16 protein-coding genes are annotated in these 20,547 nt (G+C 40.6%); 9 read left to right on the forward strand and 7 right to left on the reverse strand.

From position 1 onward, the window contains the following. Window positions 1–16: 16 nt before the first annotated feature. Window positions 17–943, reverse strand: a complete 927-nt coding sequence (gene ribF / locus ACXVWB_RS10175) for a bifunctional riboflavin kinase/FAD synthetase (RefSeq protein ID WP_289902487.1) — start codon at window positions 941–943, stop codon at window positions 17–19. A 50-nt stretch (window positions 944–993) separates the two neighbouring features. Then, on the reverse strand, window positions 994–2,568 hold the full coding sequence (gene murJ, locus ACXVWB_RS10180; protein WP_289902486.1) for a murein biosynthesis integral membrane protein MurJ: 1,575 nt from the start codon (window positions 2,566–2,568) through the stop codon (window positions 994–996). A 266-nt stretch (window positions 2,569–2,834) separates the two neighbouring features. On the opposite strand from murJ, the gene rpsT reads away from it, so the two are divergent. From rpsT to rlmB, 3 genes are all read left to right on the forward strand, one after another. After that, the gene (gene rpsT, locus ACXVWB_RS10185; RefSeq protein WP_005695217.1) at window positions 2,835–3,098 is read left to right on the forward strand and encodes a 30S ribosomal protein S20; all 264 of its coding nucleotides are present in this window, start codon (window positions 2,835–2,837) and stop codon (window positions 3,096–3,098) included. A gap of 163 nt (window positions 3,099–3,261) precedes the next feature. Then, on the forward strand, window positions 3,262–5,607 hold the full coding sequence (gene rnr, locus ACXVWB_RS10190) for a ribonuclease R (protein WP_289902485.1): 2,346 nt from the start codon (window positions 3,262–3,264) through the stop codon (window positions 5,605–5,607). Between the two features lie 79 nt (window positions 5,608–5,686). Beyond that, entirely contained in the window at window positions 5,687–6,427 is a 741-nt protein-coding gene (rlmB, locus tag ACXVWB_RS10195) for a 23S rRNA (guanosine(2251)-2'-O)-methyltransferase RlmB (RefSeq protein WP_289902509.1), read from the forward strand. A 66-nt stretch (window positions 6,428–6,493) separates the two neighbouring features. Here rlmB and brnQ read toward each other — a convergent pair whose 3' ends face one another. Next, entirely contained in the window at window positions 6,494–7,795 is a 1,302-nt protein-coding gene (gene brnQ / locus ACXVWB_RS10200) for a branched-chain amino acid transport system II carrier protein (protein WP_289902484.1), read from the reverse strand. A gap of 211 nt (window positions 7,796–8,006) precedes the next feature. Between brnQ and nhaA the strand changes: the two genes are divergently transcribed. Then, a complete protein-coding gene (nhaA, locus tag ACXVWB_RS10205; RefSeq protein ID WP_458485352.1) occupies window positions 8,007–9,191 on the forward strand; it encodes a Na+/H+ antiporter NhaA in 1,185 nt (394 codons plus the stop codon). Window positions 9,192–9,250: 59 nt separating this feature from the next. Here the strand turns inward: nhaA and ACXVWB_RS10210 are convergent, their stop codons facing one another. After that, window positions 9,251–9,709 (reverse strand): Lrp/AsnC family transcriptional regulator, encoded by a 459-nt coding sequence (locus ACXVWB_RS10210; RefSeq protein WP_126469775.1) that lies wholly within the window; start codon window positions 9,707–9,709, stop codon window positions 9,251–9,253. A 123-nt stretch (window positions 9,710–9,832) separates the two neighbouring features. On the opposite strand from ACXVWB_RS10210, the gene rarD reads away from it, so the two are divergent. The 3 genes from rarD (at window position 9,833) to ACXVWB_RS10225 (ending at window position 13,556) form a co-directional block, all read left to right on the forward strand. Next, window positions 9,833–10,717 (forward strand): EamA family transporter RarD, encoded by an 885-nt coding sequence (gene rarD, locus ACXVWB_RS10215; protein ID WP_289902482.1) that lies wholly within the window; start codon window positions 9,833–9,835, stop codon window positions 10,715–10,717. A gap of 134 nt (window positions 10,718–10,851) precedes the next feature. Then, entirely contained in the window at window positions 10,852–12,021 is a 1,170-nt protein-coding gene (locus tag ACXVWB_RS10220; protein WP_289902481.1) for an EmrA/EmrK family multidrug efflux transporter periplasmic adaptor subunit, read from the forward strand. A gap of 8 nt (window positions 12,022–12,029) precedes the next feature. After that, window positions 12,030–13,556 (forward strand): DHA2 family efflux MFS transporter permease subunit, encoded by a 1,527-nt coding sequence (locus ACXVWB_RS10225; protein ID WP_289902480.1) that lies wholly within the window; start codon window positions 12,030–12,032, stop codon window positions 13,554–13,556. A gap of 55 nt (window positions 13,557–13,611) precedes the next feature. On the opposite strand, the gene uvrA is transcribed toward ACXVWB_RS10225, so the two are convergent. Next, window positions 13,612–16,443 (reverse strand): excinuclease ABC subunit UvrA, encoded by a 2,832-nt coding sequence (gene uvrA, locus ACXVWB_RS10230; protein ID WP_289902479.1) that lies wholly within the window; start codon window positions 16,441–16,443, stop codon window positions 13,612–13,614. A 162-nt stretch (window positions 16,444–16,605) separates the two neighbouring features. On the opposite strand from uvrA, the gene ACXVWB_RS10235 reads away from it, so the two are divergent. Then, complete coding sequence (locus tag ACXVWB_RS10235) at window positions 16,606–17,073, forward strand: single-stranded DNA-binding protein (RefSeq protein WP_005698907.1); 468 nt, start codon at window positions 16,606–16,608, stop codon at window positions 17,071–17,073. 92 nt (window positions 17,074–17,165) lie between these two features. Here the strand turns inward: ACXVWB_RS10235 and ACXVWB_RS10240 are convergent, their stop codons facing one another. Together ACXVWB_RS10240 and ACXVWB_RS10245 are read right to left on the reverse strand one after the other, a co-directional pair. Beyond that, window positions 17,166–18,713 carry a multicopper oxidase family protein gene (locus ACXVWB_RS10240; RefSeq protein ID WP_003783725.1) on the reverse strand — a complete coding sequence of 516 codons (1,548 nt, stop codon included), beginning with the start codon at window positions 18,711–18,713 and terminating at the stop codon, window positions 17,166–17,168. A gap of 12 nt (window positions 18,714–18,725) precedes the next feature. Further along, window positions 18,726–19,181 (reverse strand): DUF411 domain-containing protein, encoded by a 456-nt coding sequence (locus ACXVWB_RS10245; protein ID WP_005612095.1) that lies wholly within the window; start codon window positions 19,179–19,181, stop codon window positions 18,726–18,728. Between the two features lie 869 nt (window positions 19,182–20,050). Here ACXVWB_RS10245 and ACXVWB_RS10250 point away from each other — a divergent pair. Continuing rightward, window positions 20,051–20,401, forward strand: coding sequence for a hypothetical protein (locus ACXVWB_RS10250; RefSeq protein WP_289902478.1), 351 nt, complete (start codon window positions 20,051–20,053; stop codon window positions 20,399–20,401). Window positions 20,402–20,547: the final 146 nt, after the last annotated feature.

Genomic DNA, 20,547 nt, shown 5'->3' on the forward strand with positions numbered 1-20,547 from the left:
ATATTTCAATATAATTCTATTTTGCAAAAAATGCTTTTGCTGTTTTTACGTCTTGTTCAATTTGAGCTTTCAACGCCTCAAAAGAAGGAAACTTTATCTCATCTCGAATCTTCTGGCAGAATTCCACTTCGACCATTTGCCCATAAATATTCTGAGAAAAATCAAATAAATGGACTTCTAATAATTGTATCGTACCGTTAATGGTTGGGCGTTTTCCCATGTTAGCGACGCCGTTAAAAATCTCGCCTGATTTTAACCGCACTTTCACCGCATAAACCCCTTTTACGGGATTCACTTGGCGATGTAAGCGAACATTCGCAGTAGGAAAACCAATGGTTCGGCCTAATTTATTGCCGTGGATCACACGACCGAAAATACGATAAGGCTTGCCGAGTAAATTTTGCGCATGCTGTAAATCATCTTTAGCCAATGCTTCACGAATAGCGGTGCTACTAATACGCAACTCATCTAAACAGAAGGTGCGGCTGTCTTCTACTTCAAACCCAAACCGCTTTCCGGCTTGTTGCAACATCGCAAAATTGCCTAAACGTTTCGCACCAAATTTGAAATCATCGCCAATGCTGAGAAACTTTACATTTAATTTGCACACAAGCCAATCTTCAATAAATTGTTCTGCCGGAAGATCAGCAAAAGTGCGGTCAAATTTCGCGACGATGACCACATCCACACCCGCCTCAGCTAAATAATGCAACTTATCTCTTAATCGCATTAAGCGCGCGGGCGCTTTGTCGCCCATAAAATATTCGCGCGGTTGTGGTTCGAAAAGCATCACCGCCATAGGTAAATTCAGCGCATTCGCTTTCTGACGAAGATGACGCAAAATCGCCTGATGCCCCAAATGCACCCCATCAAAATTGCCAATGGTTAATGCGCACCCTGACAAATATGGCTGTGAATTATGAAGCCCACGAATTAATTGCATTACATCTTATTCCAAAAAACGAAAAATAATCGGTGCATTATAGCGGTAACTTAATGTTTTGTCAGTAAATGGTGTTTACGAACACCTAATAGCACCAATACGCCTAAATAAACGACCGCAGCCAGTCCAATTAACCAAACCAACCAATAGATACGCATTAAAAATGTCATGGCTGCCCATTCTTGAATCGGTGGGCAGTTATACCAAACCAAACCGCCCATGGCTAAGGCTGCACCTAAAACTTTCAGAAAAAAGACCGCACTTTTACGTGAAAAATGGTATACATCCTCTTTAGCTAAACCACGATAAAGCAAATAAGTATTTAAGGTTGCTGACATGGCAGAAGCAATCGCCAAGCCCACATAACTAAATGGAATCGCCAATACATTAAAGCCCATATTACTCACCATAGCGATGATCCCGATTTTCACGGGGGTTTTGGTGTCTTGGCGTGCGTAATAACCGTTAGCCAAGATCTTAATCAGCATAAAGCTAAGCAAACCGGCATTGAATGCCCATAAAGAATAAGAGGCTGCGTGCACATCTGTTAAGGTAAAACTACCACGCATAAACAATACCAGTAACATCGGTTGGGCTAACACGGCAATACCAATTGCAGCCGGCACACCAAGTAATAAAATCATTCGTACGCCCCAGTCCATGGTGTTGCGAAAATCAACCGCACTTTGGGAAGAATTATCTTCTCGATTCACATGATGGCGAGCAAGTGTCGGTAAAATCACCGTGGAAATTGCGATACCAAATAGCCCAAGTGGAAACTCTAATAGACGATCAGAATAATAAAGCCAACTAATAGATCCCGTCATTAAGAAACTAGCAATGACCGTATCAAGCAATAAGTTGATTTGACTCACTGAAACCCCGAACAAGGCAGGAATCATCAATCGACGGATTTTGGCTACCCCTTCATCATGCCATGCCCATTTTGGCTTGACGAGCAAGCCTGCTTTCTTCAAAAAAGGAATTTGGAATAAAAATTGTAATAAACCACCTAAGAAGATCCCGATAGCAAGGGCAAGATCGGGATTGTCTAATCTTGGTGCGAGGAAAAGTGCGGTCGCAATCATCGCGATATTGAGTAAAACAGGCGAAAACGACATCACGCCAAATTTGCCTATCGTATTTAAAATCGCCCCAGAAAGTGCCACGAAGGTGACAAACCATAAATAAGGAAAAGTAATTTTTAAGAGTAAAGACGCTTGTTCAAATTTGTGCGCATCCGGTCCGTCATTTAGCCAATCGGTAAACCAGCCCATCCCAAAGATCGCCGCCACAACAGGTGATCCCACCATAGCAAGCAAGGTGACAATACTGACTAAACCGCCTAGCGTACCTGATACTTTCGCAATAAATTCACGGGTTTTAGAAAGATCGCCCGATTTTTGATATTCAGCTAATACGGGGACGAAAGCCTGAGAAAATGCCCCTTCCGCAAATAAACGACGTAAAAAGTTTGGGATACGGTTAGCGAATAAAAACACGTCTGCCGCCGCGCCTGCACCGATCAAATGTGCTATTACCACATCGCGGACTAGACCTAACACACGGGAGACTAATGTCATCCCACTCACGATAATACCGGATTTTAAAAGTCGTTTACTCAAAATAGGGGGCTCTTCAAAAAAATTTGCCTTAATTGTATAGAATTTTTGTTTTTACGCTATATTCCAACGAAAAAAACTGATAAAATCCTGCCCACATCGTTTGTGTGAGCCAATAGAAAGCGCTTTTTTTAAATAACGATGCTTACTTTCGGTTGTGTCTCACCGAAATCAACACAAATTATTCATTGACAAAAGTATAAAAAATCGGCATATTCTACGCCCTTATTTTGTCATAATCATCTAACAGAAATTTTAGGAGTTTGACCTTGGCTAATATCAAGTCAGCAAAAAAACGCGCGGTTCAATCTGAAAAACGCCGCCAACACAACGCAAGCCAACGCTCTATGATGCGTACTTACATCAAAAAAGTATATGCTCAAGTAGCAGCAGGTGAAAAAGCAGCAGCTGAAGCAGCATTCGTTGAAATGCAAAAAGTTGTTGACCGTATGGCTTCTAAAGGCTTAATCCACGCTAACAAAGCAGCAAACCACAAAGCTAAATTAGCTGCTCAAATCAAAAAATTAGCGTAATTAAAGCATTAAAACAGCTTAAAAATAAACCGCACTTTAGTGCGGTTTTTGTTTGCCGTAAACCGTCCTGCCACAAACGCCCTATAACGAGCTTGCATTCCCCCCTTTAACCTGTAAACTACCCCACAACTTAAAAAATTAATCATAAAATAAACTATAATAAATGACCAAAAAATCTTTTAAAAAAGCGGATCCGAATTATCAAAAAGAATTAGCCAAATATGGTAATCCGATCCCAAGCAGAGACTACATTCTGCAAATTATTCGTGAAAATAATGCCCCGATGAGTCGGGAAGAAATTTTGACCGCACTTTCAATTAAAAGTGACGAACAACAAGAAACCATGCGTCGTCGCTTGCGTGCCATGGAGAATGATGGACAGTTAGTTTTCACTAAACGTAAACGCTATGCCTTGCCTGAAAAATTAGATTTATTCAAAGGCATAGTTATTGGCCATCGCGAAGGCTATGGTTTTTTACAAGTCGAAGGCAAAAAAGAGGATCTCTTTATTCCTAATCACCAAATGCAACGCGTAATGCATGGTGATTTTGTATTAGCCCAACCTGCAGGCGTGGATCGCCGTGGTCGTCGTGAAGTCCGTATTGTTCGTGTACTTGAAAGTCGTAAAAAACAAATTGTCGGCCGTTTCTTCTTAGAAAATGGTTTTAGCTATGTGGTGCCTGATGACAGTCGTATCGGACGAGATATTTTAGTCCCTAATGAACATCGCAATGGGGCCCGAATGGGGCAAGTTGTCGTGGTTGAATTGCAGGAACGCTCTGCCTCCTTTACTCAACCAGTTGGCATCATCACCGAAATTCTGGGTGACAATATGGCAAAAGGAATGGAAGTGGAGATTGCTCTTCGTAATCATGACATTCCTCACCAATTCCCAAGTGCGGTCGAAAAATACGTTAAAAAATTCACGGAAGAAGTGCCTGAAGAAGCAAAAAAAGGCCGTGTAGATTTACGCAATCTGCCACTGGTGACCATTGATGGCGAAGATGCACGCGATTTTGATGATGCCGTATATTGCGAAAAAAGTGGTAAAGGCTGGAAGCTTTGGGTAGCAATTGCCGATGTCAGCTATTATGTGCGTTTGCGTTCTGCACTAGACACAGAAGCTTATAATCGAGGTAACTCCGTTTACTTCCCAAATCGTGTCGTACCAATGCTACCGGAAATTTTATCCAACGGATTATGTTCACTGAATCCACAAGTTGATCGCTTGTGTATGGTGTGTGAAATGCACATTTCTGCCAAAGGTAAACTCACGGACTATCGTTTTTATGAAGCGGTGATGAATTCTCATGCACGTTTAACCTATACAAAAGTCGCGGCGATTTTAGACGGCGATGATGAGCTCCGCACCCGCTATCAAGGGCTAGTACCACATTTAGAAGAATTACATCATCTCTATCAAGCATTACTCAATGCCCGTAAACAACGTGGTGCGATTGATTTTGAAACCATTGAAACCAAATTTATTTTCAATGCCATGGGACGAATTGATCGCATTGAACCTGTTGTGCGAAATGATGCGCACAAAATCATTGAAGAATGCATGATTCTTGCGAATATTGCAGCGGCAAACTTTATGGAAAAACATAAAGAGCCTGCACTCTATCGTATTCATGCCACACCAAGCGAAGAAAAACTGACATCTTTCCGTGCATTCTTAAGTGAATGCGGTTTAAGCCTTGAAGGCGGCATGAAACCGACCACAAAAGATTATGCGAAATTGTTAGAACAAGTGAAAGATCGCCCGGATCACGAACTCATTCAAACTATGTTACTTCGCTCATTAAGCCAAGCGGTTTATCATGCGGATAATATCGGTCACTTTGGTTTGGCTTTAGAGGAATATGCACACTTTACTTCCCCGATTCGTCGTTATCCAGATTTAACTCTTCACCGTGGAATTAAGTATTTATTAGCAAAAGAAAAAGGCGCTAAACGTAAAACGACGGATACTGGCGGCTATCATTATTCCTTTGATGAAATGGATTTATTAGGCGATCACTGCTCGATGACAGAACGCCGTGCCGATGATGCCACTCGTGAAGTAGCAGATTGGCTGAAATGTGAATATATGCAAGATCACGTGGGTGCTGAATTTAGCGGAGTGATCTCATCTGTAACGGGCTTTGGCTTATTCGTTCGTTTAGATGATTTATTCATTGATGGCTTAGTCCATATTTCTACTTTAGATAACGACTACTATCAATTTGATGCGGCAAAACAACGTTTGATCGGTGAAAATAGTGGTATGATTTATCGCCTTGGCGATAAAGTCAAAATTCGCGTAGTCGCTGTTCATTTAGAACAAAAAATGGTGGATTTCAGTTTAGTCGAAAGTGCGAGAAAACCTCGTCGTGTGGGAAAAACAGCTAAACAAAAATCGAAAAAAGTCTTTAAGGAACTGCCACCTAAGGCGTCAAAGAAACGTAAAAGTGCGGTCAAAAATAAAGATGTTTCGAAGAAACCGACTAGAAAACGGAAGAAATAATATTTTTACCCAATCTCCCCAGGCCCCTCTTTGCTAAAGAGGGAGGATAATGACAAAAAATAATAAACAAGAGAACCCTATGTCAGAAAATATCTATGGTATCCATGCTGTAAACAGCATTTTAGCAAATAGTCCTGAACGTTTAATTGAAGTTTTTGTACTGAAAGGCCGTGAAGATAAACGCCTGCAACCCTTACTCAATGAGCTCTATGCTTTAGGTATTGCGGTGCAATTTGTAAACCGTCAAACATTAGATAAAAAATCCAACGGTGAAGTGCATCAAGGTGTGATTGCTCGTGTGCAAGAAGCAAAAGAGCTGAATGAACATGATCTGGATGAACTTCTTACTCGTAAACAAAATCCTCTTTTATTGGTGCTTGATGGTGTGACGGATCCCCATAACCTAGGAGCCTGTTTACGTACTGCGGATGCAGCTGGTGTGAGTGCTGTTATCGTACCAAAAGATAAATCCGCTCAACTCACTTCTATCGCACGTAAAGTGGCTTGTGGTGCTGCGGAGACTGTGCCATTAATTCGCGTCACTAACTTAGCGCGTACTTTGCGAGATCTACAACAAAACCATAATATTTGGGTGGTGGGTACAGCTGGCGAAGCAACAGAAACCATTTACCAAAGTAAACTCACGGGTTCTCTAGCCTTGGTGATGGGAGCCGAAGGTGAAGGGATGCGTCGTCTCACGCGTGAACATTGTGATCAACTCATTAGTATTCCAATGGTGGGTTCTGTTTCATCTCTGAATGTTTCCGTTGCGACTGGCGTATGTTTATTTGAAATTGTGAGACAACGTCTTGCCGCCTAAAAACGCGTGAAAAAATGACCGCACTTTAATATAAAAAATGCCGACAAATCATTGTCGGCATTTTTGTTATTTTGAACTCGTTTTCCCAAATATCATGGAAAGCACTAAAGTACATAATGCAGGTACAAGCCATGCGAGCCCTTGTGAATAGAGCGGGAAATGAGTCATTATTTGATGCACGCCTTCCGGGAGCATGTCTAAGTTTTTTAAACTATCAACTAAACTAAAACAAACTGTTACTAAAATAGTGACATAATAACTCAATCGGATAGAAGATAGCTTATTACGCATAAGTTGTAAAATCACCAACATAATCGCCATTGGATAAATTAACAACAATGCTGGAATTGTCACACGAAGTAATTTAGTTAAACCATACTGTGAAATAATTATCGTCATCGTTGTGAAGAAAACAATCCAGAATGGATAAGAAAAACGCGTAGAGAATTTAGAGAAGTAATCGCCACAAGCACTGGTTACACCGACTAATGTGGTTAGACTTGCTAAAGTAATAATACCCGCCATAATCCAGGTTCCCGCCGTGCCAAATAAACTGTTCACATAACGAGAGAAGATTTGGCCACCATTTGTTGCACCCTGTGCCACAGCATCAGAAGTCGCCCCTAAGTAGAATAAGGCAAAATATAGACAAGCTAATAAAATGACAGATACAAAACCCGCTAAAATCGTATATTGAACAATCTTTTGTGGATTGGTCACATTTTTTGCAGACAACGCCCGTGCAACAATGCCACCAAAGGCAATCGCAGCCAGTACATCCATGGTTTGATAACCACTAATTAATCCTGTGGTTAATGCTGAATTCTCGGCATAAGTCTGCGACGGAGCAACAATGTCAGAAAGAGGTGAAACAAAAACCGTGATCCCAACAACGAGTAATAATACCAACAATGCCGGCGTCATCACTTCACCTACTGTTGAAATAATGGTACTTGGGCGAATCATGAATCCCATGGCGATAATATTAAAGATCACAGAGAAAATAAGACGTGTCGTCGCACTATCTTCAACGAGCCCCAATGGTAACCATGCCATTTCATAAGCGACATTAGTAATTCGAGGCATTGCAAAGGTTGAACCGATGACTAAATAAAGAATAGTTAAAAAGGATACGCCTGCCCACTTGGGTAAATCCTTTGTTAGCTCTTCACCACGTCCTAATACCGATACCACAACTAAGGTGATAAATGGCATTAACACACCAGTTATTATAAACCCCATGGAGGCTGTTGCCCATTGGTTACCCGCGGTGTAACCTTCCATCGGAGGAAAAATGATATTTCCTGCGCCTAAAAATAAGGCAAAAATCATCATACCTAATACGATAATATCTTTTTTTGAAAACATAAGCAGTCTCGACGAATAAATGAATTTTGAATTCTACTCTAAATGACGATTAACTCCAAATGTGGAAGCAAAAATATGCAAAAAATCATCGTTTTAGCTAAATAAAGAGCTCGATTAACGAATATTTACGGATAGCATTTCCCAAAAATCAGTAAATTTATGATAGTATCCAAACTGTATTCGTTTTTTATTATTTTTTAGGAGAGAATAAATGCATAAACTGAGTTTGACTCAACAAATTCAGCGTTTTTTCAAATTGGAATCAGCTGGCGGAATTTTATTACTTTTATCAGCAGTGGTCGCAATGCTTTTGGCCAATTCACCACTCAATCAAACCTATAATGACTTTTTAAATTTACCTGTTAGCATTAAAGTCGGATCTTTTTCAATTGATAAAACTTTAATCCACTGGATTAATGATGGTTTTATGGCTGTATTCTTTGTTTCAGTCGGAATGGAAGTCAAAAAAGAGTTATTTGAGGGGGCTCTTTCAAGCTATCAACAAGCCATTTTCCCAGCTATTGCAGCCGTGGGAGGCATGGTTATTCCAGCATTAGTTTACGTTTTGATTACTCAACAAGATCCCACTTTAGCCGATGGTTGGGCAATTCCAATGGCAACAGACATTGCCTTTGCACTTGGTATCATGGCACTATTAAGTAAACAAGTACCGCTCCCATTAAAAATCTTTTTACTTGCTTTAGCCATTATTGATGACTTAGGTGCGATTGTCGTCATTGCACTATTTTTCTCACACGGATTGAGTGTACAGGCACTGATCTTTGCTGCGATTGCTATTGTTGTGCTTATCGCATTAAATCGCTTAAAAGTGACCGCTCTTTGCGCCTATATGGTAGTAGGAACCATCTTATGGGCTTCCGTATTAAAATCAGGCGTACACGCAACTCTTGCGGGTGTTATTATCGGATTTTGCATTCCATTGAAAGGTAAAAATGGTGAAACTCCATTACATGATTTTGAGCATATTCTTGCCCCTTGGTCATCCTTTGTTATCTTACCATTATTTGCGTTTGCCAATGCAGGGGTAAGCTTTGATGGTATTGATTTCAGCATGCTGACATCACCATTATTGCTTGCGATTTCTCTTGGATTACTTCTAGGAAAGCCTCTTGGCGTATTTGGTTTCAGTTACCTTTCCGTTAAACTTGGTATTGCAAAACTTCCACAAGGCATTAACTTCAAACAAATTTTTGCTGTAGCCATTTTATGCGGTATTGGTTTTACTATGTCTATGTTCTTAGCAAGTCTTGCATTTAATGCGGATGCGGGAGAAAGCATTAATTCCCTTTCTCGCTTAGGCATCTTATTAGGTTCTACTGTTTCTGCGATTTTGGGATATATCACATTGAAAAAAACAACAGCATTACCAAGATAATCGCGCTTCTTAAAAATCCTTTGCTAAGCTTAGCAAAGGATTTTCTTTAATTCTTACACTTACAATAAGATCCCACTCTCTGCTTTAGTAAAGTTCATCACAAATAAGCTTTTATAAGTTCGAACATGATATTCACCGGTTAGGACACGGCGGGTAAATGAATGGTAACTTTCCATGCTTTCAGCATGAATAAGCAACATAAAATCATAATCACCAGAAATCTCATAACAGCTCACCACATCGGTTTCTTGGCGCATTTTTCGCTCAAATAATTCTTGAAAGCAGGAATGTTGGTTATCCATTTCCACCATCACAAAAACACTAATACCTCTACCTACTGCCTTTGGCGATACGATCGCAACTTGTTTAGTAATTACACCTTTCTCTGTCAGTAATTGAATTCGACGCTGGCAAGTTGCTACCGAGCTATGAACCTCTTCAGCGAGCTCTTTTAATGGTAAGGTTACGTCTTGTTGGAGAATATTCAAAATATCTCGATCTAATTTATCTAGTTCCATTTTTTATCCTTGAAAATAAATACTAAAGAACACTAAAACTTGAGAAAAATAATCGTAAATTATTCTATATTGAGAAAATTTACCACGCCAGACTTTTATAATGATGTTATTCAACGTAAGAAAATGATAAAAATGGCTCAAGGTATCTTTCTAGGAATCATCTCACAATTTTTATTTGGCCTGCTGTATTTATTCAGTTTATGGCTACAGCCACTTAGCGGCACAGATGTGTTTGCTTGGCGAATGGTGATGATGGTCTTCGGGTTATTTTTAATTATCTTCCCTACAGTGGGTTGTCGTTCATTATCAAAATTAGTCAATGAAACCTTAGGCAAAGACAAAAAACGTTGGATGCTGTTTTTGCTTGGTACACTCGATGCAGGTAGCCAATTTTGGTTATTTATGTGGGCACCCGTTAATGGCGAGGGAGTGAATATTGCGATGGGATATTTTCTATACCCATTAGTTATGGCATTACTTGGTCGACTCTGGCTGAAAGAAACACTTTCGATTATTCAAATTATTGCATTATGTATTGCAGCGTTGGGTGTGATACATGAGTTATGGCACAACCAAACCTTTTCATGGAGTAGCCTTTGGGTATGTTTAATTTATCCCTATTATTATTTAAGCCGTAAAGCAATGAGAATACCTCCCTTACAAGGCATTACGCTAGATACATGTATTATTGCCGTTCCCTGCCTTATTTATTTGATCATACAAGAACAGCAATTTTCTTTTGTGATGAATGAAAGTCGATATTGGTATTTATTACCTGCATTAGGTTTAGTCAGTGCAATTGGCTTATCTGCCAATTTAAAATCGAGCCAACAAATTCCCATCAGTATATTTGCTGTACTCAGTTATCTGGAACCCACCTTGCTTTTTTTAATTGCAATATTCTGGCTTAATACGCCAGTTTTCCCATCTGATTACGTCACTTATGTACCTATTTGGATAAGTTTGATTTTGCTTGGAATAAATGGCTTAATGAAAAAACATCACTAAATTTGACCGCACTTTGTGTGCTAAAGTAAGGTCATTCTTGAAATAATTCTAATTCACGTTCATAATGAACAAACATTCATATTTTATAGACTGAAGCCTTTTTACTTCAGCATTTTTCCGATAAGGCTTGCATTATGTCCGATCAACAAACAGATACACAAAACTCTTCAAATAATAAATCTCAACAACGTAAAAAAGGGCTTTCTATTTTTATTCTTTTGCTTCTTTTGATTTCGATCGGTTCTGCCGCTTATTGGTTTTTCTTTATTAAAGGCTTTGAAGAAACGGAAGATGCCTATGTCAGCGGTAATCAGGTGATGGTATCAGCACAAGTAGCGGGGAATATTTCGAAAATTAATGTCGATAATATGGATCCCGTACAAGCTGGTGACGTGTTATTAGAACTGGATGATACCAATGCCAAATTGAGTTTTGAGCAAGCCAAAAGCAATTTAGCCAATGTGGTTCGCCAAGTTTCGCAACTAAATTACACCGTAAAACAATTAAAATCGGCCGTTCGTGCGAATGAGATTACCCTTGCTCAAGCACAAGGAAACTTGAACCGTCGTGTGCAATTAGTGAAAGATGGGGCGATTGATAAAGAATCTTTCCAACACGCCAAAGAAGCGGTTGAGCTCGCCAAAGCAAACTTAACGACTTCACAAAACCAACTTGAGGCCAATCAAGCCTTATTGCTAGACGGGCCTTTAAGTGAACAGCCGCAAATTCAAAGTGCGGTCAGTAATTTGAAACAAGCTTGGTTGAATTTAGAACGTACAAAAATCCGCAGCCCAATTAAAGGCTATGTGGCTCGTCGCAATGCACAAGTGGGGCAAGCGGTTTCTGTTGGCGGGGCATTAATGGCAGTGGTGACTACCGATCAAATGTGGTTAGATGCTAACTTCAAAGAAACACAATTAACTCATATGCGAATTGGTCAACCGGTTAAAATTCACTTCGATCTCTACGGAAAAGATAAAACTTTTGATGGAAAAGTGGTGGGAATCGAAATGGGTACAGGCAGTGCATTCTCATTATTACCCACTCAAAATGCGACGGGTAACTGGATCAAAGTGGTGCAACGTGTGCCGGTACGAATTCAATTAGATCCGCAACAGCTGGCTGAAAATCCATTACGCATTGGGCTCTCTGCCACCGTAAAAGTGAATATTAGTGATAGCCAAGGTGAAACCTTGCGTAACCAAGCGCCAGCGACAACGCTTTATTCTACGAATGTGCTGCAATATGATGAAAGAGCAGTCAATAATTTGATCGAATCTATTATTCGCAATAATAGCTATTAGGTTCTGGTATGCCACAATCTCATTTTAAGCCACTACAAGGCGGAGCGTTGGCAATCCTGACATTGGCACTCTCCCTTGCTACTTTTATGCTTGTGCTGGATTCAACCATCGCCAATGTCGCCATTCCTACCATCGCAGGTGATTTAGGTGCCTCGTCTAGCCAAGGTACATGGGTGATTACCTCGTTTGGTGTGGCCAATGCGATTTCGATTCCGATTACAGGCTGGCTGGCAAAACGTTTTGGTGAAGTGCGGTTATTTTTAATCGCGACGCTATTATTCGTGCTAGCCTCTTGGCTTTGTGGTATTGCGAATAGCTTGGAAATGCTGATCGTTTTTCGGGTCCTTCAAGGTGCGGTAGCCGGCCCAATCATCCCCCTTTCTCAAAGTTTATTATTAAATAACTACCCGCCTGAAAAACGCGGAATGGCATTGGCATTTTGGTCAATGACGATCGTCGTCGCCCCGATTTGTGGGCCTATTTTAGGCGGTTGGATCAGCGATAATATTCATTGGGGTTGGATTTTCTTTATCAACGTCCCGATTGGGCTTGCCGTTGTCTTAATCAGTTGGAAACTTTTAGAAGGCCGAGAAAGTAGAATTTCTCATCAACCAGTTAATACTATTGGGCTGATTTTGTTAGCACTCGGTGTAGGTGCGTTGCAATTGATGCTGGATCAAGGTCGCGAGCTAGATTGGTTTAACTCCACTGAAATTGTGGTACTCACCATTATCGCAGCAGTAGGTTTAATCGCCCTCATCATTTGGGAACTCACAGACGATAATCCAGTTGTGGATGTCTCCTTATTCAAATCCCGAAATTTCACCGTCGGTTGTGTTTCGACTAGCCTTGCTTTCTTGGTGTATTCAGGAACGGTCGTGCTCATCCCGCTTTTGCTCCAACAGGTTTATAACTATACCGCCACCTGGGCGGGGCTTGCGGCTGCACCAGTGGGATTATTGCCGATTCTACTTGCACCGATTATCGGGAAATTTGGCAATAAAATTGATATGCGGATTTTAATCACCGTCAGTTTTATGGTTTATGCGCTCACCTTTTATTGGCGAGCCGTGACCTTTGAACCTGAAATGACCTTTATGGATGTCGCATTACCGCAATTTGTGCAAGGGTTAGCGGTCGCCTGTTTCTTTATGCCGTTGACAACCATTACCCTTTCAGGTTTACCGCCCGAAAAAATGGCTTCAGCGTCGAGCTTATTTAATTTCCTACGAACCCTTGCCGGCTCAATAGGCACATCTCTCACGACATTTATGTGGTATAACCGCGAAGCCGTACATCACACGCAGCTCATGGAAGTCATTAATCCATATAATCCGATTTCCCAACAATTCTTCCAAACGATGGGAAGTGTTGGTTTAAGCGAAGAACAAACGGCATCATATATTGCCAGACAAATCACCGCTCAAGGCTTTATTATGGGTGCCAATGAAATCTTCTTAATTTCTGCGATAACATTTATGTCCTTGGTTGTCGTAATTTGGTTTGCCAAACCACCGTTCAGTAGCAAGCGTTAAAAACATCCAAAAAATAACCGCACTTTGATGATGTTCAAAAGTGCGGTTAATTTTTCTAGCCTTTTGTTAAGATGTCTTTTAAGAATCTCGCAGTGTGCGAACCTTTAACTTTGGCGACCTCTTCCGGTGTGCCTGTCGCGATGATTTGACCGCCGCCACTGCCCCCTTCTGGACCAAGATCCACAATCCAGTCTGCGGTTTTAATCACATCTAAGTTGTGTTCAATCACCACGATAGTATTGCCTTGATCGCGCAAGCGATGTAACACGTCGAGGAGTTGTTTAATATCGGCAAAATGCAGACCAGTTGTCGGTTCATCCAAAATATAAAGGGTTTTACCTGTATCGCGTTTTGAAAGCTCTGTTGCTAACTTAACACGTTGTGCCTCACCACCTGAAAGTGTGGTAGAAGACTGACCTAAACGAATATAAGACAAGCCGACATCCATTAGGGTTTGCAATTTACGTGCAATCATTGGGATCGCGTCAAAAAACTCGCGTGCTTCTTCTACTGTCATATCTAATACTTGGTGAATAGTTTTGCCTTTATAGCGGATTTCCAAGGTTTCACGGTTATAACGTTTACCTTTACATTGATCACAAGGCACATACACATCCGGTAAGAAGTGCATTTCCACTTTTAGCACGCCATCACCTTGGCATGCTTCACAACGACCACCACGTACGTTAAAGCTAAAACGGCCTGGGTTATAACCGCGCGCACGCGCTTCTGGCACGCCCGCAAATAATTCGCGAATTGGCGTGAATAAACCGGTGTAAGTCGCCGGGTTAGAACGAGGTGTACGACCGATCGGACTTTGGTTAATATCGATCACTTTGTCGAAATATTCCAAGCCTTCAATGGATTTATAAGGCGCAAAATCCGTTTTTTCCGCACGATTTAAAGCATTTTGTGCCAATGGGAATAACGTATCATTAATTAGCGTTGATTTGCCTGAACCTGACACCCCTGTGATACAAGTAAATAATCCCACTGGAATTTCTAAATTCACGCCTTTCAGGTTGTTCCCTGTCGCACCTTTTAATTTTAAAAGTTTGCTTTTATCAAGTGCGGTTCGTTTTTTCGGAATTTCGATTTTTTCTTCACCCGATAAGAACTTACCCGTAATCGAATTTTGGTTCGCCATGATTTCTTTGGCTGTGCCTTGTGCAATCACTTGGCCACCGTGTACACCTGCTCCAGGGCCAATATCAATAATATGATCGGCTTCTCGAATGGCATCTTCATCATGTTCCACTACGATCACGGTGTTGCCCAAATTACGCAAATGAATCAGCGTATTTAACAGACGCTCATTATCGCGTTGATGCAAACCGATAGAAGGCTCATCCAACACATACATGACGCCCACTAAGCCCGCACCGATCTGACTCGCAAGACGGATACGTTGCGCTTCACCGCCCGAAAGGGTCTCGGCTGAGCGAGAAAGGGAAAGATAATTTAAGCCTACATTCACTAAAAATTCTAACCGCTCTCTGATCTCTTTCAGGATTTTTTCTGCAATTTGTGCTTTTTGACCGGTTAAAGTAAGCCCTTGGAAAAACTCAAGGCTTTCACCAATGCTTTTCTCTGAAATTTGTGGCAAGTTAATATTACCGATATACACGTTTCGAGCTTCTGGACGAAGACGCGAGCCACCACAATCTGCACAAGGGCGGTTGCTGATATTTTTCGCCAACTCTTCGCGTACAGACATGGATTCCGTTTCTTTGTAACGGCGCGCCATGTTATTCAAAATCCCTTCAAAAGGATGTTTGCGAATCACCACATCACCACGGTCGTTCATGTATTGGAATTCAATTTCTTCCTTGCCTGAACCGTGCATCACAATATCTTTAATTTTTTGTGGCAAATCTTCGTATGGCGTTTCAATATCAAATTTATAATGTTTCGCCAACGAGGTAAGCATTTGGTAGTAATAGAAATTGCGACGATCCCAACCTTTCACCGCACCGCCTGCGAGGGAAATGCTTTCATTTTGCACCACTCGGCTTTCATCAAAGAACTGCTGAACACCTAAGCCATCACAAGTTGGACACGCCCCTGCTGGGTTATTAAATGAGAATAAGCGAGGCTCTAATTCTGGTACAGAATAGCCACAATGCGGACAAGCAAAGTTTGCCGAGAAAACTAATTCTTCAGCTTTAGGATTATCCATATCAGCCACAACCGCTGTACCACCAGAAAGCTCCAAAGCTGTCTCAAAGGATTCAGCCAAACGTGTGGCTAAATCTGACCGCACTTTAAAACGGTCCACTACCACTTCAATGGTATGTTTTTTCTGTAAAGCAAGTTCAGGCGGATCAGATAAATCACAGATTTCACCATCAATTCTTGCACGAATATAACCTTGTGCCGCTAAGCTATCTAACAGCTTAACATGCTCACCTTTACGGTTTTTCACCACAGGCGCAAGCAGCATCATTTTGCTTTCTTCAGGCAAGCTTAGGACTTTATCTACCATTTGACTGATGGTTTGCGCGGTTAATGGCACATCATGCTCCGGACAACGCGGCTCCCCTACGCGAGCAAACAGCAAACGCAAGTAATCATAAATTTCTGTGATCGTGCCCACTGTTGAACGCGGGTTATGAGAAGTGGATTTTTGCTCAATAGAAATCGCCGGCGACAATCCCTCAATCGAATCCACATCCGGTTTTTCCATCAAAGAAAGGAATTGACGCGCATAAGCAGAAAGCGATTCCACATAACGGCGCTGCCCTTCTGCATAAAGCGTATCAAATGCTAAAGAAGATTTGCCCGAACCGGACAAACCTGTAATCACAATTAATTTATCACGCGGAATGGTTAAATTGATGTTTTTAAGGTTGTGAGTTCTAGCCCCACGAATGTCGATAGTATCCATAAAAAAAGCGATTGCCTTAAGAAAATAAATTCAAAAATTGCGATCATTATCGCATATTTCAATATCTGTGCAAATATCCAGTTAATTTTTATGGATCTTTTGTTTCTTTTAAGGCAAAATAGCCAAAAATTTTCACCTTATTTCTAAAATATAGAGGATTCTATGGCAGGTATTAATAAAGTAATCATCGTGGGTAATTTAGGTAATGATCCTGAAATCCGCACAATGCCAAATGGCGAAGCGGTAGCGAATATCAGCGTGGCAACAAGTGAAAGCTGGACAGATAAAAACACAGGCGAACGTCGTGAAGTGACCGAATGGCACCGTATCGTGTTATATCGTCGTTTAGCGGAAATTGCGGGGCAATACTTACGCAAAGGTTCGCAAGTTTATGTTGAAGGCCGCTTAAAAACCCGTAAATGGCAAGATAACAACGGCCAAGATCGTTACACCACTGAAATCCAAGGTGATAACTTACAAATGTTAGGTGGACGTAATCAAGAGATGGGCGGTTATGCACCAGCACAATCAGCACCACAACCAAGCTATCAATCTCGTCCAGCACAATCTGCGCCAGCTCCACAAGCTGAGCCACCAATGGACGCATTTGATGATAACATTCCATTCTGAATTGTATTGGTACAAGATTATCAATACGCAGTGGGATTTTCGCGATTTACAAATTTTCACGAAAATCCCTCTATTTTTATGGTTAGATACCACTATTCCACTTTAAACATCCCCATCATACCGAGATTTTCATGTTCCAAAATATGGCAATGGTACATTTTCAACCCAGTGTGTCCTTGCTTAAAGCGAATAATCACTTTTTCATAAGGGCGCAAATTGACTACATCTTTTAACGCCCTGCCTTCTGGCTTGAAGGTTTTGCCGTTTAATGTATGTTGAATCACTTCAAATTGAGTGCCGTGCAAATGGAACGGATGATCCATATGGCTTTCATTGAAAATTTCCCACTGTTCCACTTCATTCAATTTGGCAACAAAATCAATACGGTTCATATCAAAGGTTTGACCGTTGATTAAGAACATACCATTCATCATTGGTGGAATAGGGTTGTCCGTTGGTGTTGTAGTAGCGTGATGTGTACCGTGATTCATCATTGGCATATTCGTATGGTTCATCATTTTTTCACTAAAGCGAATTTGGCGAACCTGCTTTGGCTCATCCCAGTTAGGGAAGGACCTTAAGCTTTCAGGTAACTGAACAGGTTCTGATTTCACCTGAATTGTGGCTAAAGTGAGATCTTTAGGCTGTTCTTGCACCATCATCTTACGGCGATCATAATAACCGCTTTGTAAATTGACTGTTCCTTGCGTTTCACCCACCATAATCACTTCAACGCGTTCGGCTGGTGTAAGTAGCAGTTCATCAACAGGCGAGCGAGGTTTTTCAAGTAAACCACCTTCGGTACCCACCACAATCCATTTCACCCCTGGAATGTTTAAACGAAAATAACGAGCGCTAGTGGCATTCCAAAGACGGATTCTTTCATTCGTTTTCACTTGAATCTGGGGCTGATATTGACCGTTGATTAACACAAATTCACCCTCACGACCGTTCATCCAATCTAACATCGTGTTTGCTGGAATGGTGCCATCGGCATTTAAACGCAGATCGGAAATCACCCAATGTTGTTCAGGAAGGTGTGCAAGCGGATCATTTTTCGCTTTAACAACGAAAGTGCCTGCTAAGCCTTTATAGACTTGTTCGGAAACATGGTCATGTGGATGAGGGTGGTACCAATATGTCCCAGCACTGCCTTGAGGTAGCGTAAAGCGATAGACTTTTTTCCCTTGCGGTTCAACCATATCCATCGGGTTACCATCCGCTTCATTTGGTACATCTAAGCCGTGCCAATGTACTGTTGAGGGTTGTGGTAGGTGATTGATAAATTCAATTTCTACGGCATCGCCTTCAAATACTTCAATTTGTGGCCCTGGTAGTTGTCCGTTATAAGCCCAAAATTCCGTTTCTTTATTGTCTGCGAGGCGAATTTTAATTGGCTCTGCTTTTAAAGTGGCTTTGAACAGTCCAGCTTGAGTCGATTGATTAGCAAGTTTTGGTAATATCCCATTAAGCGATAAACCTGAAGGCATTGCCTCAGTTGGCATTAGGCCAGTAGGTACTGAATGCATCATCGCCATATTGCCATGTTGTGCGTGGTTCATCATATTCGCAAGGCTATAAAGCGAGCTACTGGCTAAGCTAATTCCAATTCCATAACGTAAAAAATCTCGACGTTTCATTCTTTCCCCCCCCTATTGGTTATAGGATTTAAACACTTCACTTTCACCGTTTTTCTTAATCAAAACAACATCATAAGGATCTTTGCGTCCGCCGTATGCTTCACCGTCCATACCTGGTGAACCAATTGGCATTCCCGGTGCAGACAAGCCTATTGCATCGGGTTTTTCTGCGAGTAAACGTTTGATATCCTCAGCAGGTACATGTCCTTCAATCACATAGCCATCAATCACGGCTGTGTGGCAAGAAGCATGTTCATATTTAATGTTAAAGCGCTTATGAGCATCATAATTGCCTGTTTCGTTGACTTTAACCTCAAAACCGTTTTTCTGCATATAGCTGATCCATTCATTACAACAGCCACAAGTCGGGCTTTTCCACACTTCCATAGAAAGTGTTTGTGCTTGAGCAAAAGCGGTTATGCCTAAACTTAAAAGCAACAATGAGCGGGTGAATTTATGTAATTTCATAAGATGTCCTTATTTTTTATTGAGATTGAATGGACATCATGTTAAAGCTTAACCTAGGGTTAAGCTCAAGGGATTTGAAAAAATAATTTGCAAATTTTTCTCAAAATCCTACCGCTTGTTTTTCAATATGTATGAAATCTTTACTATAATACAGTCTCATTACTCAGGAGTAATAATGCACACATTCCATCCCAAATCACTTGTCTGGACAAGAGAGCCGCAAGCTTTTGAAATATCAGAAAATAAAATAACCATCACCACAGTACCACATACGGATTTAAAGCAGTCAATGTGTTTTTGCGTGAACACCCCAATTTAAACATTCATTAGGTATAATAATAAAAACCTTAAACAGAATATCATAGCAAAATGAATTTAAAACCAGTTAAAAATCAAACTTCCCAATACGAAGAGTGGGCAAGAGAAAAAGTCAAAAAAGCTATATCCCCAACCTGAAGAACGGGGCTTTACGGCGCAAAAATGGTAAATTTGACTGGTTAAAAATTGAAGGCAAAATAAGTTATTTTAATTTGCAAACACCCAAATCCTGCATAATTTTGGAGATTTTTTACAAATTATTCATATAACATTGTTTTATGAAGAGAGACCTTTCATTGAAAGGTCTCTTTTTTATCTCTCATTTTGACATCAATTATTCGTGCGCCTTATCTCGTTCAAGCGCTAAAACGCAATAAATATTCAATTTATTGCACCGCATCCGAATTTAATATATCTTTATTTGAATACTGGAAAATAGTATAGATCTCAAGGAGAACATTTCTTAGATGGGCAACATCACTCGAATCAGGAAAAAGAAAACGATGTATCTTTGCTTTATTTCCTTTGAACATCTTCAGGAGTAAGAATATATGGAAAATTTTAAACAAATCCTTTCGAAATTATCTGTTATTTTTTTATTGTTCTATTCGCAAAATATATTTTCCATGACACAAACAGAAATCCAATTGGAAAAAGCTTATTTAGCAGAAATGATTGATATAGCATCTGAAATTATGGAGAAAAAACAATCTATTGATCCTGATTCATTGCAATATAAACGTAGGAATATCAAGGTTCTTACTCATACAAACATGAAAAACGGTTATACAATCTACACTTTGGAAAAATCAAAAGTTCATTTGGTTGTACCTAAAGAGTTAAAACAGAATACAAAACTTAATCCTGATGAATCCCCTAATGATTTTTATCAAAATCATTAAGTTAAGGTAGATACACATCTTGTCATATGATCAAATGGTTTCGCCAAAAATCAATAATCAGACAACAAAATGTGCGAACTCGATATTTTACACGACTCTCTTTACCAATTCTGCCCCGAATTACACTTAAAACGACTCAACAGCTT

This window comes from Haemophilus sp. SZY H53 (genome assembly GCF_054332375.1).